At 46.1% G+C, this 17,143-nt stretch carries 17 protein-coding genes, 1 other RNA gene and 1 pseudogene; 10 read left to right on the top strand and 9 right to left on the bottom strand.

Annotated elements, in window-relative coordinates; all coding sequences use genetic code 11:
• The first annotated feature begins 88 nt into the window (after positions 1-88).
• From rhlB to Q7V21_RS12375, 3 genes are read left to right on the top strand one after another with little or no spacing between them, the layout of a single operon-like run.
• On the top strand, positions 89-1,405 hold the full coding sequence (gene rhlB / locus Q7V21_RS12385; RefSeq protein ID WP_304917596.1) for an ATP-dependent RNA helicase RhlB: 1,317 nt from the start codon (positions 89-91) through the stop codon (positions 1,403-1,405).
• Positions 1,392-1,718: a hypothetical protein gene (locus Q7V21_RS12380; protein ID WP_304917595.1), complete on the top strand. Its 327-nt coding sequence runs from the start codon at positions 1,392-1,394 to the stop codon at positions 1,716-1,718. Before rhlB ends, Q7V21_RS12380 begins: the two co-directional genes overlap by 14 nt.
• The gene (locus tag Q7V21_RS12375; protein WP_304917594.1) at positions 1,705-2,397 is read left to right on the top strand and encodes a hypothetical protein; all 693 of its coding nucleotides are present in this window, start codon (positions 1,705-1,707) and stop codon (positions 2,395-2,397) included. Before Q7V21_RS12380 ends, Q7V21_RS12375 begins: the two co-directional genes overlap by 14 nt.
• A 7-nt stretch (positions 2,398-2,404) precedes the next feature.
• Here Q7V21_RS12375 and Q7V21_RS12370 read toward each other — a convergent pair whose 3' ends face one another.
• From Q7V21_RS12370 to Q7V21_RS12355, 4 genes are read right to left on the bottom strand one after another with little or no spacing between them, the layout of a single operon-like run.
• A complete protein-coding gene (locus Q7V21_RS12370) occupies positions 2,405-3,577 on the bottom strand; it encodes a UbiH/UbiF/VisC/COQ6 family ubiquinone biosynthesis hydroxylase (RefSeq protein ID WP_304917593.1) in 1,173 nt (390 codons plus the stop codon).
• Positions 3,574-4,776, bottom strand: a complete 1,203-nt coding sequence (gene ubiH, locus Q7V21_RS12365) for a 2-octaprenyl-6-methoxyphenyl hydroxylase (protein WP_304917592.1) — start codon at positions 4,774-4,776, stop codon at positions 3,574-3,576. Before ubiH ends, Q7V21_RS12370 begins: the two co-directional genes overlap by 4 nt.
• Positions 4,777-4,780: 4 nt before the next feature.
• Complete coding sequence (gene pepP, locus Q7V21_RS12360; protein ID WP_304917591.1) at positions 4,781-6,091, bottom strand: Xaa-Pro aminopeptidase; 1,311 nt, start codon at positions 6,089-6,091, stop codon at positions 4,781-4,783.
• A complete protein-coding gene (locus Q7V21_RS12355) occupies positions 6,091-6,639 on the bottom strand; it encodes a UPF0149 family protein (RefSeq protein WP_304917590.1) in 549 nt (182 codons plus the stop codon). The genes pepP and Q7V21_RS12355 overlap by 1 nt, the downstream gene beginning before the upstream one ends.
• A gap of 105 nt (positions 6,640-6,744) precedes the next feature.
• Here Q7V21_RS12355 and Q7V21_RS12350 point away from each other — a divergent pair, with 105 nt between their 5' ends.
• From Q7V21_RS12350 to ssrS, 3 genes are all read left to right on the top strand, one after another.
• Positions 6,745-6,954, top strand: coding sequence for a TIGR02449 family protein (locus Q7V21_RS12350; protein ID WP_069294960.1), 210 nt, complete (start codon positions 6,745-6,747; stop codon positions 6,952-6,954).
• Positions 6,951-7,256 carry a cell division protein ZapA gene (locus Q7V21_RS12345; RefSeq protein ID WP_304917589.1) on the top strand — a complete coding sequence of 102 codons (306 nt, stop codon included), beginning with the start codon at positions 6,951-6,953 and terminating at the stop codon, positions 7,254-7,256. Before Q7V21_RS12350 ends, Q7V21_RS12345 begins: the two co-directional genes overlap by 4 nt.
• A gap of 40 nt (positions 7,257-7,296) precedes the next feature.
• Positions 7,297-7,481, top strand: a non-coding RNA gene (gene ssrS / locus Q7V21_RS12340) — 6S RNA.
• Between the two features lie 24 nt (positions 7,482-7,505).
• Here ssrS and Q7V21_RS12335 read toward each other — a convergent pair.
• Positions 7,506-8,006 (bottom strand): MarR family winged helix-turn-helix transcriptional regulator, encoded by a 501-nt coding sequence (locus tag Q7V21_RS12335; protein ID WP_069294958.1) that lies wholly within the window; start codon positions 8,004-8,006, stop codon positions 7,506-7,508.
• A 146-nt stretch (positions 8,007-8,152) separates the two neighbouring features.
• Here Q7V21_RS12335 and Q7V21_RS12330 point away from each other — a divergent pair, with 146 nt between their 5' ends.
• From Q7V21_RS12330 to sodC, 3 genes are all read left to right on the top strand, one after another.
• Positions 8,153-9,328 carry an efflux RND transporter periplasmic adaptor subunit gene (locus tag Q7V21_RS12330; protein ID WP_136552631.1) on the top strand — a complete coding sequence of 392 codons (1,176 nt, stop codon included), beginning with the start codon at positions 8,153-8,155 and terminating at the stop codon, positions 9,326-9,328.
• Positions 9,325-12,507, top strand: a complete 3,183-nt coding sequence (locus tag Q7V21_RS12325; protein WP_304917588.1) for an efflux RND transporter permease subunit — start codon at positions 9,325-9,327, stop codon at positions 12,505-12,507. The genes Q7V21_RS12330 and Q7V21_RS12325 overlap by 4 nt, the downstream gene beginning before the upstream one ends.
• Positions 12,508-12,589: 82 nt before the next feature.
• Positions 12,590-13,102 carry a superoxide dismutase family protein gene (gene sodC / locus Q7V21_RS12320; protein ID WP_069294955.1) on the top strand — a complete coding sequence of 171 codons (513 nt, stop codon included), beginning with the start codon at positions 12,590-12,592 and terminating at the stop codon, positions 13,100-13,102.
• A gap of 26 nt (positions 13,103-13,128) precedes the next feature.
• On the opposite strand, the gene Q7V21_RS12315 is transcribed toward sodC, so the two are convergent.
• Together Q7V21_RS12315 and Q7V21_RS12310 are read right to left on the bottom strand one after the other, a co-directional pair.
• Positions 13,129-14,472, bottom strand: coding sequence for an ATP-binding protein (locus Q7V21_RS12315; protein WP_304917587.1), 1,344 nt, complete (start codon positions 14,470-14,472; stop codon positions 13,129-13,131).
• Positions 14,472-15,158, bottom strand: coding sequence for a response regulator transcription factor (locus Q7V21_RS12310; RefSeq protein WP_304917586.1), 687 nt, complete (start codon positions 15,156-15,158; stop codon positions 14,472-14,474). The genes Q7V21_RS12315 and Q7V21_RS12310 overlap by 1 nt, the downstream gene beginning before the upstream one ends.
• Before the next feature lie 185 nt (positions 15,159-15,343).
• On the opposite strand from Q7V21_RS12310, the gene Q7V21_RS12305 reads away from it, so the two are divergent.
• A complete protein-coding gene (locus Q7V21_RS12305; RefSeq protein WP_304917585.1) occupies positions 15,344-15,817 on the top strand; it encodes a Spy/CpxP family protein refolding chaperone in 474 nt (157 codons plus the stop codon).
• 60 nt (positions 15,818-15,877) lie between these two features.
• Here the strand turns inward: Q7V21_RS12305 and aroE are convergent, their stop codons facing one another.
• Both aroE and Q7V21_RS12295 read right to left on the bottom strand, forming a co-directional pair.
• Positions 15,878-16,699: a shikimate dehydrogenase gene (gene aroE / locus Q7V21_RS12300; RefSeq protein WP_304917584.1), complete on the bottom strand. Its 822-nt coding sequence runs from the start codon at positions 16,697-16,699 to the stop codon at positions 15,878-15,880.
• A gap of 3 nt (positions 16,700-16,702) precedes the next feature.
• A pseudogene (locus tag Q7V21_RS12295) lies at positions 16,703-17,143 on the bottom strand (porphobilinogen synthase); the annotation flags it as partial.

Here is a 17,143-nt window from a genome sequence, read left to right as displayed (position 1 = left end):
GTGGTATCTAAAGTATTGGACCGCTATACTCGCAAGCCAACATTGAGTAACATTTTTTCTTATCAGTAAAGGTAATGCAAGTATTTATATGAGTGCTCACCTCACCGACACGGCATTTTCATCGCTGCCACTTCATCCGCTCTTGCAGAAAGGCTTGCAGCAAGCGGGCTTTGAATATTGCACGCCGATTCAGGCGCAGTCACTTCCATTATTACTGGCAAACCGCGATGTCGCGGGTCAGGCCCAAACCGGTACCGGTAAAACTATTGCCTTTTTATTAGCCACTTTTCAGCGTTTGCTAACCTCCCAAGATACCCAAAAGCCGACCTCCAAACAACCTCGCGCGTTGATTTTGGCACCCACCAGAGAATTGGCAATTCAGATTGTAAAAGACGCTGAATTATTAAACAGCGAGGCCGGATTGCGCATTGTGATCGCGCATGGCGGGAAAGATTATCAACGGCAGCGTGATGCTATTACTGATGGTTGTGATGTATTAATTGGTACGCCAGGACGGTTACTGGATTTTCATAAACAGCGGGTGTTTAACCTTAATAATATTGAGGTTGTGGTGCTGGATGAAGCGGACAGAATGTTTGATCTGGGCTTTATTAAAGATGTGCGATTTTTCCTACGCCGCTTGCCGGCACCGGACAAACGCTTGGGCATGTTGTTCTCCGCCACACTGAGCTACAAAGTCACTGAGCTGGCTTACGAGCATATGAACAATCCGGAAAAAGTGCAGGTCGAGCCGGAAAAAATGATGGGCGACCGGATTGAAGAATGGGTTTATTACCCGTCAAATGAAGAAAAAATCCCGTTGCTGCTGGCATTGATTAAACGTATACAGCCATTGCGTAGTATCGTTTTCGTCAATACTAAACATGTAGCTGAACGTGTTTGGGGCTATCTGGAAGGTAACGGATATAAAGCCGCCTTGTTATCCGGTGACGTGCCACAGAAAAAACGCGAAAGTCTGTTAAAACATTTTCAGGACGGCGAGTTTCCCTATCTGGTCGCCACCGATGTGGCTGCTCGTGGATTGCATATTCCAGAAGTCAGCCATGTGTTTAACTTTGATTTACCTCAGGATGCCGAAGATTATGTGCATCGGACCGGACGGACAGCGCGGGCGGGTGCCAGCGGTATTGCGATAAGTCTGGCCTGTGAGGAATATGCCTTTTCATTACCGGACATAGAGCAATACATCAAACACAAGTTACCGGTTGCACAAAGTTCTGACGAGCAGCTGGAAACGCCACAACCAAGAATTAAAGCTGAACGTAATCCGACGTCACGCCACCAGAATAAATCTCGCGGCGATAGCAGCAAAGACAATCGACCTCGGCGCAACAAACAGTCTAATGGCCCGAGCAAACCGGTAACCTCGGATGCAAATCAATAGCAATTTACCGGTACTTTTTACCCCGAACAGACAACCGGAAGAGTCGTCTGTTCGACTGCCGGTGTTGTTTGATAAACAATCTGAATTCAATAATGTAAACCGTCAACCCGTTATCAGTCGCCCGGTTATCGGGGTGACCGATAATAATGATAGCCAGCAGGCACGGTTTATTCGTAATTTCAGCCTGACTAATCGTGAAACCGAACGTGATGCAGCGCAAACTTCATTGCCCGCACCAGTACAAGCCTATTTACAAATAGAAGGCTTAAAGGACAGTAAACCTCAGGAGAGACTATTTGATGCGATGGCATAAGCTTTTACTGGTATGCAGTTTTCTATTTATTTTTTCGGCTTGCGCTTCAGATCCAAACTATAAACCAGTAACGGTTTCCAGCTTAGCGAAAAGTCAGATTGATGATGTGATCGAATTGCATCAGCAACGGCTGATGCAGGATCTTAAAACCCTGACTATCAAGCTTTATCAGCGCAACCCCAGCCAGCGTCATGACCGTCATATGCGAACTCTGGAAGACAGTGTGGCCAGATTATTCATTTATCCGGCGCATGTGGGATTTGCTAACTGGGATGGGTTTGAACCTACCGAGATCATTCGTTTGGCATTAACCGAAGATTACGATGGTGACAGGGTGCTGGCATTCACCGTCGGCATGCGGCGGATGTTAATGGCTTCATATAACGATCAATCAGAGTTTTATTATCTGACCTCAGTCGATCAGCAAAAACTTTATAACAGCGCACGGAATATTGAAATTGCTGCCTGGATGCTGGCAGAAAAACGCGACGTCAATGGTAAGCGGTTATTACTTAGCGATAGCCTGCAGGAAGAATCCCGTAATTTGAGTTTTCAACGCATTATCGGCGGCATGATTGCGACGCAGGATAATCTGGCAGCGATCATTGCGCAGAAAAACGGTCGGATGGTAAAAACGGTGGTCGTACAGGCAGCATCAATGATGTTCCTGCCGATTTGATCAGGACTTATTTCTTTCCAATCGCGTGAAACATAATGCGGTTTTTCAACCATTGCGATTTATTTACCTGCTGCATACCTGCCGTGCGTAACCAGCTGATTGGACTGGCAGGGTGAGTAAACAGTCGGTGAAAGCCATCCATAGTGAATTGCATCTGCAGATTTTCAGCCAGACGAAGACGCTGATATTTTTTCAGCGTATGCAGGCTGCCAAGCTGCCGTTGGTTTTGACTTGCCCAGCCAAGGACGTCAGCTAGCGCTTTAGCGTCCTGCAAACCGATGTTCACACCTTGTCCCGCCAAGGGATGAATGGTGTGGGCGGCATCACCTATCAAGGCAAAGCCGGGTTTCACATATTCTTTGGCATGTGCCAATGCCAACGGGAAACTGGCTCGTTCTGATACCAGTTCAAGCTTGCCCAGCCGATAGTCAAATGCTTCGGCAAGCTGTAATTCGAAGCTGGTTTTATCAATAGCTTTAAAATGCTCTGCCTGTTCAGTCGGCAATGACCAGACAATGGAGCACAAATGCGCATCGTTTAATGGTAAAAATGCCAGTGGTCCGCCCGGCATAAATCGTTGCCAGGCCGTTTGCTGATGTGGATTTTCAGTGTGAATAGTGGCCACCAGCCCATGTTGCTGATAGGCCCAGCCACGACTTTGAATTGCTGCTTGTTCACGTAATATTGAACGGGCACCATCAGCAGCCACCACTAATTTTGCCGTTAAGCTTTGACCATTATCCAACGCGATCTGACCCGTTTGATAATGTTGAGGTTGAGAGGGGCAAATAAACTCAATCTGCGAATGTCTTTGGGCTGCGATCAATGCTTGCTGCTGAATATGCTGGTTTTCGACAAAGTGGCCAAGATAATCGACCCCTATATCTGCAGCGGAAAATTGCAAATCACTGCCAGCTGTTTCCCAAACCTGCATTTTTTCAAATGGACCCAGTCGGGAAGGCTGAAGCGTCTGCCAGACATTGATTTGTTCAAGGATTTGCTGGCTGGCCGGATTTATTGCACTGACGCGTTGTAGTGGCGCATCAGTGGCTGCCACACCAGCGGGCGGGTGGGCTTCAATTAAGGCAATCTTTAAGTCAGTCTGATCTGCCAATAACAGGGCAAACGTCGTACCGACCATGCCACCGCCGACAATGATTACATCATAGTCATTCTTCATAATGGCAGCCCACGGCTGAGTCGGCTTTGTTTGCCGCTAAGGCCCATACTGGTTTTTGCCAGTTGGCTTTTTATAGTTGGCAAACCATTGAGTATCGCCAGACTGAGTGATCTACCATGACCCAGCAGCGCATGATTGTTGCTGAATGTTTTCACCAGAAAATCTGTAGCGTTGACCACTTTATTCTGGTCGCGTTGCTGCCACTCGGCATAATCATGTAACACACTGGCATGACCACAGTCTTCAGGGTGAGCTGTTATTAACTCTGCCAGGACTGCCGCATCCCGTAAGCCCAGATTAAAGCCCTGACCAGCAATTGGGTGCAGGCTATGCGCCGCGTTACCAATTAAGACTGCACGTTGCTGAATGGGTTGATTGGTCTGCATTAATCCCAAAACATAGCTGCTGCGTTGACCGATCTTTTCGAAATGCCCCAGTCGAAATCCAAAAGCTTTCTGCAATTGTTCAGCAAACTGCTGCTCGTTACATTCTAATAAAGCCTTTTCTGCTCCTGATTGAACAGTCCACACCAGACTGCATCGACCTTCAGACATTGGCAGTAAGGCTAAAGGACCATTTTCGGTAAACCGCTCATAGGCCCAATTTTGATGTGCACGTTCCGGGATAACATTGGTGGTAATAGCTGTTTGCTGGTATTCGCGTTGCCAGCTTGATAAGCCCAGTAAATCGCGGATGGTGGAAAATTGTCCGTCAGCGCCGACCAGTAATTTTGCTGTGATCCGCTGGCCATCTGATAACTGTACGCTTACCGAGGTTTCATTTTGCTTAAGGGCGTTAACCTGTAACGGTGTCAGAATGGTAAGTGTGGGATGTTGTTGCAAAGCCTGATTTAATTGAATGCCCAGATGTTTAGCGGTCATTACCTGACCCAATGCCGGAACATTTTCGGTTTTGGCGTTGAGACGTGTCACACCAAAATGACCACGATCAGAAATATGTATGCCGTGAATTGCTGTCGCTTTATCTGCTAATTGCGGCCAGAGTCGCATGGTTTCAAAAATGCGTTGTGACCCGTAAGACAGTGCAATGCCACGATCATCAAAACCCGGCTGATGATCAGCAAGCAGATCCTGGGCTTCTACTATGGCAATGCGCAATCCGGTGTTTTTGAGAGCAAGTGCCAGACTAGCCCCCACCATGCCTGCACCGACAATCAATAGATCAAAATCTGTCTTCACGAGTTTAGCGGGCTCCAGCCATCAGCGATTCGATCTCGTCGATTTCCTTGGGTGCGCCAGCGGTTAATACCTCATGTCCGTTTTTGGTCACCAATACATCATCTTCGATGCGGATGCCGATGAAATGCCATTTTTTATCGATATGTTCCGGATCGCGAATGTAGAGCCCCGGTTCTACCGTCAGCACCATGCCGGGTTCCAGTAAACGCCAGGTTCCACCGATTTTGTAGTCACCTACATCATGTACATCCATGCCCAGCCAGTGACCGGTGCGATGCATATAAAATTCGCGATAAGCCTGATCTTCAATTAACTGTTCGACCTGACCTTTCAGCAGCCCCAGTCTGACTAAGCCTTCTGTGAGCACTCGCACAGCGGCTTCATGAGGCTGATTCCAATGATTGCCTGGTCGGACTGCATCGATAGCAGCATATTGGGCATCCAATACAATTTGATACAACTCGCGTTGCTCGGGGGTGAATTTGCCATTGACCGGAAAGGTGCGGGTAATGTCAGCGGCGTAACATTGATATTCAGCGCCGGCATCGATCAGCAGCAGATCATTGTTTTTCAATTTACTGTTGTTTTCAATGTAATGCAGAATGCAGCCATTTTCCCCGCCACCCACGATTGAAGGATAGGCCGGACTACGACAGCCGTGTTTCATAAACTCATGAATCAATTCGGCTTCGACTTCATATTCATATTTACCCGGCTGCGTGAATTGCATCGCTCGGATATGCGCTTTGACTGACGCCTCGGCAGCGTAGCGCATGTTTTTGATTTCCTGGCTGCTCTTAAATAAGCGTAATTCATTCAGGCAGTGTTCCAGCTCGATGATTTCAGTAGGAGAATGCTTTCCAGAGCGTGAAGCCTGACGCAGATGATTGAGCCAGCCCACCATATGCTGATCAAAGGCTGACTGATTGCCCATGGTGTAAAAGACTTTTTCCTTGTCTTCCATCAGTCCCGGCAAAATATCATCCAGATCGGCAATAGGATAGGAGTCATCGGCATCATACATGCTTATCGCGCCTTCCTGACCGGCACGATAGCCATCCCAGATTTCCTTATCAAGGTCACGCTCACGGCAGAAAATAATAAATTCACCATGCTCCCGGCCGGGTATCAGCACCAGCACCGATTCGGGCTCATCAAACCCACTGAGATAATGGAAATTACTATCACTGCGGAATGGGTAATCCACATCACGATTACGCGGATGCACCAAGGAATTGGGGAGAACCGCAATACTGTCCGGCCCCATGATGTCCATCAGTTTTTGACGGCGTTTGGCGAATTCTTTTTTAGTCATTAATGCTCAATTTTCTTGTCTTCAGGGGTGGCTGGATGCAATTCACCATAAAGTAAAAACAAACCCATTCGAAGATATTCCACTAATTCTTCGTAGTTGTTGTCATCATCGTCGCTGGTTTGTAATTCGATATCATCGATCTGACTGATCTGTAATACATCAGTCAGATATTCCTGACAATCTGCAGGTAATTCAGTTTCGTCGGTCAATCCAGAAACACCTAAGCCGAAAACCAAGCCTTGACACCAATCACTTAAAGCTGCAATGCGCGAACCCAGCGGGGCGTCATCATCTGGCAGCTCCAATTGGAAATCAAAATCCAGACTGTTAAGTGATTGAATGGTTTCATCGAACAATCCCAGCAGGTTTTGTTTTTCTTCTTCACCTGGCTGATAGTCTTCAAATAAATCGCTGTACCAGGTATTACGGTTAGCCTGAGAATCCATGCATAGCAAACCGCATAATGCGCCTTGGAGCTCAGCTGTGCTGGCAGGACCATCAGCAGTCACGTTTTCCGGTGACAGGGATGGAAAATATAATTGAGACATAGAGATACAACCTGAAATTAAAAAACACATCATGCAGTTGTTGACCGGGTCAACAGCGCACGTCTATAGTTAGCCATTATTCTCGCATAGCCAAGACGCATATTAATGGATAAAAACCCGATTCAACAATTGGAACAGCAGCTGGATGAGCTGTTAAGGGCCAGCAGACGCTTGCGTGAAGAGAATATGTTACTTCGTTCTCAACAGGCAGCCTGGCTTAGTGAGCGCGCGCAATTAGTTGAAAAAACTGAAATTGCCCGTAATCGCATCGAGAATATGGTCAATCGTCTGAAACAGTTGGATGAAGAACTATGAATGTACCTGTTCACGTCACGATCCTCGGAAAAGAATATCAAGTTGCTTGTCCTGAAGACCAGCAAGATGCGCTAATTGCGTCTGCGCGCATGGTGCATCAGAACATGGAAAAGATCCGTAACAGCGGTAAAGTTGTTGGTGTAGATCGCATAGCTGTGATGGCTGCTTTAAATATTGCGCATGAGTTACTGACCTTGCAACAAGATGAAACTCAGGACATTAAAAAAGTTAATGAAAAAATTTCTCTGCTGAAAGAGCGGGTTAGTGCATTTATTAATGAAGATAGACAGTTGGAATTATAAAATTCTGACGACTTGGCGGATAAAGTTGCGTATCATTTAACCAACCCTGCGGTGAGCGATAGCGACATGTGTTGTCTTGAGCCGATAAGCAAATGCTTTAGGAAACCAAATTTACGGGGTTGAAAAACAAGCCCGCTCCGACGGGAAGTTTGCCATCCCCATGCGGTTTCCCACTTGAACCAACAGGTTCAAGAACCCCGTTCGTAACGCCACTGTGGGGCCTTTCTTTAAGTATCTTTGATGATTTTATCAGCGCATTCCTAGCTGATTTATTTTCCTCAATAATGTATTGAGCATATCGCGCTCATCCCGGGTTAGCGAATCACTAAGCTGTTTTTCATGTCTTGCCAAGACTATCCCTAATGCTTCCTCAATCAGTTTTTTACCTTTGTCTGTCAATTTGACCAGACGACTACGCTGATCATCAGCACATTGCCGCCGACTTATTAAGTCAGCTTTTTCAAGGCTGTTGAGTACTTTGGTTAAACCACCAGATGTCACCAGATTAGCTTGGCAAATATTTGAAGGGGTCTGTTCAAAAGGCGGACCTTGCAGGCGCAAAGATACCAACGTATCGAATTCACCAACATTTAAATTAAATTGTTCCATCACAATTTTTGCATCAGAAAAAAATAATTCGCGTGCCCGGAATAGCCGTTTTATTGTTTCAGCTACAGCAAGATCATCCCCATTCCAACAATTACGCATTTGTTCGAGTGAATCTTCAATAGTTAAGATGCGATCTGCCAAGTGATGCCCCTCCTATGTGGCAGAATTATGACAAAATAATTAACTTGCACGTCAAAGAACCATGCATTAATCTTTCCAGAAACCTTTCTAGAAAGAATCTTAAGCTATTCCCTTCGCTTTCACCAGCGAATAACAAAGGATCTGTCATGCCAGATTATTCACTTTCCGGTAAACCAGCATTTTTGCGGGTTTTCACACTAACCGCTTTATTCTCGTTAAGCCTGATTAGTCATGGGGCGCATGCAGAACAAAATCTTCCGCGAGTCCAGGTTGTGCAACCTGAAGTTCGCGAATTGACGGAATGGAAAGAATTTACCGGTCGTTTTGAAGCGGTTGAAATGGTTGAGTTACGGGCCAGAGTAACTGGCTACCTGGATAAAGTTCATTTCCAGGATGGACAAATGGTCGAGAAGGGCGATTTACTATTTGAAATAGATCCTCGTCCTTATGAAGCAGCAGTGGCACGAGCGGAAGCAGAGCTGGCCAGAATGGATAGTCAGTTAAAGCTGGCCGATTTGGATACCAAACGTGGCGAGCGTCTATTAACCCAAAGTGCTATTTCTCAGGAAGAAGTGGATACCCGCCGTGCCCGTTTTCAGGAAGCCAATGCCAATGTGGCATCCGCGGCAGCAGCGGTAAAAACAGCCAAACTGGATCTGCAATACGCGAAAATTACTGCACCAGTGAGTGGACGTATCTCAAACCGACGGGTTGACGTAGGTAATCTGGTTGGCAGTGGCGATGCCGGCCAGGCTTTGACAACCATTGTTTCTTTGGATCCGCTGCATTTTGTGTTTGATGTCTCTGAAACAGAATATCTGGAATTAATTCGTCTGCCACAAGGCCAGGATCAACTTGCCAATGGCAGAGCCATGCCGACTGAGCTTAAATTAATTGATGAACAGGACTGGACACGAACCGGACGCATCGACTTTGTTGATAACCGACTGGATGAAAATACCGGTACCTTGAGAATGCGTGTAGTGGTGGACAATGCTGATGGTGTTTTGCGTCCGGGACTGTTTGCCCGCTTACGTTTGCCGACCAGTCAAAATGCAGAGGCCATGCTGGTTCCGGATAAGGCTATTGTTACCGATCAGGCTGCCAAGGTGGTGATGACTGTAGATGAAGAAGGCAAAGTCATTCCAAAACCAGTTGAACTTGGCACATTGCAGGGCAATATGCGGGTGATTCGACACGGTTTAGAAACATCTGATCGCATTATTGTTGAAGGTCTATTGAGAGCTCGTCCGGGAACAGAAGTTAATGCTGTCCCATATCAGGCAGATGAACAGGCTAACAATGACGGACAAGACTCATGAAGTTCACTCATTTCTTTGTCGAAAGACCTATTTTTGCGACCGTTATTTCGGTCCTGATCGTGCTCGTAGGTACTATTGCCTACAGTAATTTGCCTGTTGCACAGTATCCGGAAATAGCACCACCAAGTATTGCGGTCACAGCAACCTATCCCGGCGCAACAGCCGAGACCGCCGCCAATACGGTAGCGACAGTTTTGGAACAGCAGATTAATGGTGTAGAGAATATGCTCTATATGAAATCTGAAAATACCGCGGATGGTCGCACATCTCTCAACGTGACTTTCAAGCCAGGCACCAACCTCGATATTGCTCAGGTTCTGGTACAAAACCGCATTGCCATAGCTGAACCGTTGCTGCCTGAAGAAGTTACCCGGCAAGGTATCGATATTCGCAAAAACTCACCGGATTTGATGATGGTTATCCATATTCTTTCATCCGATGGCAGTCGTGATAATTTGTATGTATCGAATTACGCTAGAACTCAAGTAGTTGATCGATTGGCACGTATTGAAGGGGTAGGCGAGGCGCGAATCGTGGCCGAGCGTGCTTATGCCATGCGGATATGGATTGATCCAGAACGGGCTCAGGCATTTGGTATGACAGCTACTGAAGTGGTAGCGGCATTGCGTGAAAACAATACCCAAATAGCAGCCGGTACCATCAACAGAGAACCGATCGAAACCAAGGGTGGCTTTGAATTAAGTGTTGAGACGCAAGGTCGACTTTTAGAAGAAGATGAATTCAGTAATATCATCGTCAAACGAGGTGTAGAAGGCCGGACCGTCAGATTACGTGATTTGGCCAGGGTTGAGCTGGCAGCGCAGGACTACAACAATATTGGTTATCTGGATGATCATCTCGCTTTACCGGTAGTTATCTTTCAGCGCCCAGGTTCCAATGCGTTAGAAACTGCTCAAGCCATTCGCGCCGAGATGGAGGCTATTGCTCAAAGCATGCCGTATGGGGTTGAGTATCGGATAATTTACGACCCCACTGAGTTTATCGCCAAATCGATTGAAAAGATTTATCACACTATTTTAGAAGCTATCGTACTGGTTATTTTGGTGGTGATGGTGTTCCTGCAAAGCTGGCGGGCGTCGCTTATTCCCATTTTAGCGATTCCAGTGTCTTTGATCGGTACCTTTGCCGTGATGTCGATGCTTGGGGTGTCATTAAATAATTTGTCATTATTCGGTCTGGTGCTGGCCATTGGTATCGTGGTGGACGATGCGATTGTTGTGGTCGAAAACGTTGAACGCTACATTCGCGAGGGATTGAGCCCCCGTGAAGCAGCACATAAAACCATGGATGAAGTTGGCGGGGCCCTGGTTGCCATCGCCATAGTATTAACCGCCGTATTTATCCCGACAGCGTTTATTACTGGTATTTCCGGGGCGTTTTACCAGCAGTTTGCCTTGACTATCGCCACAGCAACGATCATTTCGTTGATCGTGTCGCTAACGTTGTCGCCGGCCTTATCGGCACTGTTATTAAAGCCTCATGTTGAAGGACATGTGCCTGGCGGCGTTTGGGGCACGATCGGTTATCCATTCCGTGCTTTTGGCAACGGCTTTAACCGGGCGTTTGAATGGATGGGTGATCGTTATTCGGCCATGACACGCAAGCTGTTACGAATGATGTCAATCATGCTGTTGATTTATGTCGGTTTGATTGTGTTGACCGGCTACGAATTTAATAAAGTCCCGACAGGCTTTATTCCTGAACAGGATCAAGGTTATTTAATTAACGTATTGCAGTTGCCACCGGGTGCCACGCTTGAACGAACTGAAGCTGCTGCGCGTGAAGCGTCGAAGCGTTTAAGAGACGTTCCGGGTGTTGCTCATGCGGTGTTATTTGTTGGGTTGGATGGTCCGACTTTTACAAATGCTTCTAACTCAGCGGTTATCTTTACGCCGCTGGATTCGTTTGAGGACCGAATTGCTGCCGGTATTACCATCGACGATATTGTTGCAGGCTCTCAGCAGGCTTTATCACAGGTAGATGCCGCAATGGCTTTTGCCATCAGGCCCCCGCCAGTTCGTGGTATGGGTAACTCCGGTGGTTGGAAACTCTATGTTCAGGATCGTGGTGGCCTTGGATTAGAAAGACTGCAGGAAGTGACTAATGAAGTGTTAGGCGCAGCCAACCAAACGGACGGGTTGTCGGCGGTATTTACCTTCTTTAACTCCGGCACACCAAGGATTTATGCCGATATTGATCGCACACGCGCAGAAATGCTCAACGTGCCGGTGCGAAATGTTATTGATACCTTAGAAATTTATCTGGGGTCTCGTTATATCAATGACTTTAACTTTTTGAACCGTACCTATCGTGTGGTTGCTCAGGCTGATGGTCCTTATCGCGATGAAATTGAGGATATCGGCAAATTACGCACGCGTTCGGATAATGGGGCAATGGTGCCTATTGGTACGATTGCAACATTTGAAAATATCACCGGCCCAATCCGTCTGCCACACTACAACTTGTATCCGGCGATTGAGGTGCAGGGAAGTACCGCACCGGGCTTTTCCAGTGGTGAATCGCTTGCCATTGTGGAACAGCTGATGGCCAATACCTTACCGGAAGGAATCAGTTTTGAATGGACCGAGCTGGCCTTACAAGAAAAATTGGCTGGAGATACGGCATTTCTTAGCTTTTCTCTAGCGGTAGTATTTGTATTTCTGCTGCTGGCAGCTCTTTATGAAAGCTGGTTATTGCCGTTGGCTGTGGTGCTGATTGTACCGATGTGTTTACTTGCGGCAATTCTTGGGGTCAGTTTGCGAGGCATGGATAACAACATTCTGGTACAAATTGGTTTTGTGGTATTGATTGGTCTTGCCTCGAAAAATGCGATTCTGATTGTTGAGTTTGCTAAACAAGCTGAAGACCGTGGTTTAAATCGCCTGGATGCTGCAGTTGAAGCCGCACGGACTCGTCTGCGCCCAATTCTGATGACCTCGTTTGCCTTTATCTTAGGCGTGGTACCATTGGTATTGGCTTCTGGTGCCGGTGCCGAAATGCGTCAAGCCTTAGGTACAGCGGTGTTTTTTGGTATGCTGGGAGTGACCTTTTTCGGATTGATATTTACACCAGTGTTTTATGTTTTTTGCCGTTGGTTGGCGTCATTAAGAGATAAGCGTGTCCAGCAACAAACCGTCGATGAAGTGCAGTCCACCTAAAGCATGATTCGCTTGTTTGAAGTTTGAACTCCATGCTTTTAACTGAGTCCGATTGAGTGTCACGGCTATTTTTGGAGGGATTATGAAACTATTAACAAGCATTATGATGGCATTGGCTGCGACGACTGCAGCTGCGAGCACCCAAATAGAAATTTTTGAGGTAGATAAACAGGGAACAGGGAAGAGTTTAGGTACGGTTGAGATACATCAATCTGCTTTCGGGCTAGTTTTTACACCAAATTTGAAAGCATTGTCTCCTGGTTTACATGGTTTTCATGTGCATGAAAATCCGAGCTGTGATGCCGCCGAGAAAGATGGTCAAATGGTGCCAGCGTTGGCTGCAGGCGGACATTATGATCCCTATAACACTGGCAAACATGATACGCCTTGGGGCAGTGGCCATGCAGGTGATTTACCCCCCTTGTATGTCGCTGAAGACGGCACAGCAACTCATCCTGTTTTAGCACCGCGTTTAACGGTAGCTGATTTACAAGGTCGGTCGTTGATGGTGCATGCCGGTGGAGATAATCACTCTGATCATCCAGAGCCATTAGGTGGTGGCGGGGCACGAGTTGCCTGCGGCGTCTCTAACTAATATTTTCTATATAAATTAATCGTGCATCAGACTGGAAGGAAGATGGTTATTCTAAGTCCGCCTTCTGGTCTGTTTGCTGCTGAAATTTCTCCACCATGAATTTCAATTGCACGATGAGCAATTGTCAAACCTAAGCCAATTCCATTCTGATGTTGATTTTCCCGACTACGGAAAAATGGTTGAAAAATCAGTTGTAAATCCTGTGGGGCAATTCCAGGTCCCTGATCTTCAATACGGATTTGCAATCGCTGAGATAATTTTTCGATAGTTAACTGAATAACGCCATTGTCAGGTGAATATTTAATCGCATTGCGTAATACATTTTCGATAGCACTGTGAATAAGTTCAGCACGGCCAAACAAGCTGATTTGTTTGATATCGTTATGCTCGATTTGAATTGCCTTGTTTTGCGCCTCAAAGCGCGCATCTTCAATGATATCCAGCAGCATCTCACTAAAATCGAAATCTTGTCTGCCATCATTTTCACTGGTCGGGGTTTCCAGTCTGGATAAATTCAGCAGATCTCCAATCAACTGATCTATACGTTCTGATTCGCGTTCAACTCGATCCAGCATTTTGGCGGTTTTATCAGGATTTTGCTGTGCTAGTCCTATAGCTGCCTGCATGCGTGCCAAAGGTGAACGTAACTCGTGTGATACATCATGCAGCAAACGTTTTTGTGCAGTGAGTAATTGACTGATACGACTGGTCATATGGTCAAAGTTTTGGCCTAACTCAGCCAATTCATCACGTCGCTTACCCATTGCCGGTCGAATACGGGTATGTAATTTGCCATCCGCCACATCATCAAATGCCTTTCGTAGAATGCGGATTGGTTTGGTAAACCACCAGGCCAGTAAGCCACTAAATAACAAACCCGAAATGATCCACATGCTTAACAATAATAAAAATTGCGGTGGTTTGGGACGTTTTGGTGGAGTGAATCGTTGGCTGAGCTTTTCCGGTGACGGAATAAATAGCAATAAGGCTTTGCCATCGACGGATATTGCCTGACGAATTGAGCGGATTTCTGGATTATCCAATAATAATTGGCGGGTTGAAATCAGCAGGTTTTCATCGACATCGCGCCCCAGAACATCACTATTGTCCTGAGTAATGGCAAAAATGGTAATTTCATTGCGTTGCTTATCTTTTAGGTATTTTTTCAGTGGTTCAATACCGGCATAGTGAACTATGTCTGACGCACTATCGACTAAATCTGCTGCTTTCCAGCCGACTTGTACCGGAATTGCTTCAAAAGACTGACGCTCTGCATTGTGACGTAACCACATACCGCTGGCCACCCCGATACTGGTCAGCAATAAGGCCAGTAAAAAAGCAAAAAAGAATTTCCAGAATAAACTACGCATTATTTAATCAACTGATAGCCTTTGCCACGCACCGTCTGAATGTAGGAATGACCATCCTGCTGCTGACCGAGCTTGTGACGAATACTGCTCATATGCACATCAATACTTCGATCAAAACGTGCTAATGGACGGCCTAAAGCCGCCTCCGATAAAGCATTTTTACTGACGACTTGCCCGGCATTTCTTGCCAGCGCTTCGAGCAAACTGAATTCAGTACTGGTGAGCTCAAGCGCCAGATCGAACCAAACAGCTTTGCGTAGTTGTGGCCACAACTGTAATGGACCGATTTGAATAACAGTTTCATCCTGTTGTTGCTGCCGGGTAATTTCGCTACGACGTAAAATGGCTTTGATTCGGGCAATCAATTCTCTTGGTGTGCAAGGTTTTGGAACATAATCATCGGCACCCGATTCCAGTCCCATAATGCGATCAACGTCGTCACCTTTTGCCGTAAACATCAAAATAGGTACATGACTTTGCTTGCGAATACCCTTTAATACTTCCGTGCCGCTCATATCAGGCAACATCACATCAAGGATCACAATATCGAATACACCTTGCAAGGCAAGCTGTAGTCCTTCTGTTGCCGTGTCTGCTGTGCGAACCTGAAATTTTTCCTCTTCCAGATAATCCTGAAACAATCCAGAAAGAATTACATCGTCATCAATGATTAATACGCTGCTCACAGAAACATCCTCATATGGTTTGAGGCTAATAATAAGGTCTGGAGCAATATTCAGCTAATTGTAAATTATGCTTTTACCTGAATTTACATATCAAAACAGTCATTTACAGTTTTTACGACAATACTGTAGCCACGCCTGTCAGCTGACAGCGAGCAGTTTAAATAAACCGTTTCAGGAGAAACCAAATGCGTAATAAATTAATGATGTTAAGCATCGTTCCAGCCTTATTTTTAACGGCACCCGCCATGGCCGATAAACATAAAAGTTGTGGTGAAGATGGCAAATACAGTGAGATGAAGAAAAATCACAAAGAACATGATGGTATCCCGCGCATGCTCAAAGGCATTGATTTAACGGAGGCACAAAAAGCGGAAATCAAAACATTGGTTGAAGCACAACATCAAGATAAAAAATCAGCTATGAAATATCATTGGCAAACACACAAACAAGTTGCCGAACTAAGTTTTGCAGACAAAATAGATCAGGCCAAACTGGATGCGATTATTGCCGATACAACGGCAGCACACGAAAAACGTTTAGCTGATAGAGCACAACTTAATAATCAAATTTTCAAGCTGTTGACACCGGAACAGCAACAACAATTACAGCAAAAAATGGCTGAATACGAACAAAAAATGCAAGACAGAAAAAAACTGTAAATCCTATCGCCAACCTCATCCTGACTTTTACTCAGGGTGAGGTTTTTTTATGCGCGTAGTTTAGGATTTATCACGCAGCATTGAGATCACTGAAGTGGTCTGTGGATACACGCCACGCCAGATAAAAAAAGCTTCTGCTGCCTGCTCAACCAGCATGCCTAGACCATCAATCATTTTGGCAGCGTTATGCGCTTTGGCCCATTGGATAAATGCGGTATCGGTATCGCTGTACATCATGTCGTAACAACAGGCACCGCTTGCCAGCACTGAATCAGGCAATGGCGGCACCTCGCCTTGCAGACTGGCAGCAGTAGCATTAATCACCACGTCAAATTCACCGTCGATATGGTCAAACCCTCCGCCATAGACATTACCATGTTCTGCAAATAGCTCTGCCAAATGACGGGCTTTTTCTGCTGTTCGGTTGGCAATAAATAGGTTGGCAGGTTGATATTCCAGTAATGGAGCAATTACCCCACGTGAGGCGCCACCGGCTCCCAGCAATAAAATTCGTTTACCAGCAAGTTCGACCTGATGATTGACTGTCAAATCCCGACACAGGCCAACCCCATCAGTATTGTCTCCGAACAGGGTGCCATCATCATTAAATACAACAGTATTTACCGCTCCGGCCAATTCAGCGCGAGCGGATTTTTGATTGGTTATCGCCCAGACCTGCTCTTTAAAGGGCACCGTCACATTGACGCCTTTTAGTTTAAGCACATCGCGAAGCTGTTGAAGACTGTTCTGCAATCCGTCCAACGGTAATTCAATCGCTGTGTATTCAATATTCTCACCGGTTTGTCTGGCAAATTCAGCATGAATCAACGGGGATTTACTATGGTGGATCGGGTTGCCGATCACGGCGTATTTATCTGTCATGATCTAGCGCTGTAACTGTTGTGCAATATCTTTGGCAAAGTAGGTGAGGATACCGTCAGCGCCAGCACGTTTAAATGCTAACAGGCTTTCCATAATCACTTCTTCACTCAGCCAACCATTCAATATTGCGGCTTTGAGCATCGCATATTCGCCGCTGACTTGATAAACAAAAGTCGGTTTCTGAAAGGTCTGTTTGACCCGATACAACACATCAAGATAAGGCATGCCCGGTTTGACCATTACCATATCAGCACCTTCCTGAATATCCAGTGCCACTTCATGTAAGGCTTCATTGGAATTGGCTGGATCCATCTGATAACTGAATTTATTGCCACCGGCTAAATTGCCAGCGCTGCCCACGGCATCGCGAAATGGACCGTAAAAACTCGAGGCGTATTTTGCCGAGTAAGCCATGATACGCGTATGAATATATCCGGCATTTTC

Source organism: Methylophaga sp., assembly GCF_030651745.1.
This window is presented reverse-complemented; position numbering and strand designations above follow the sequence as displayed.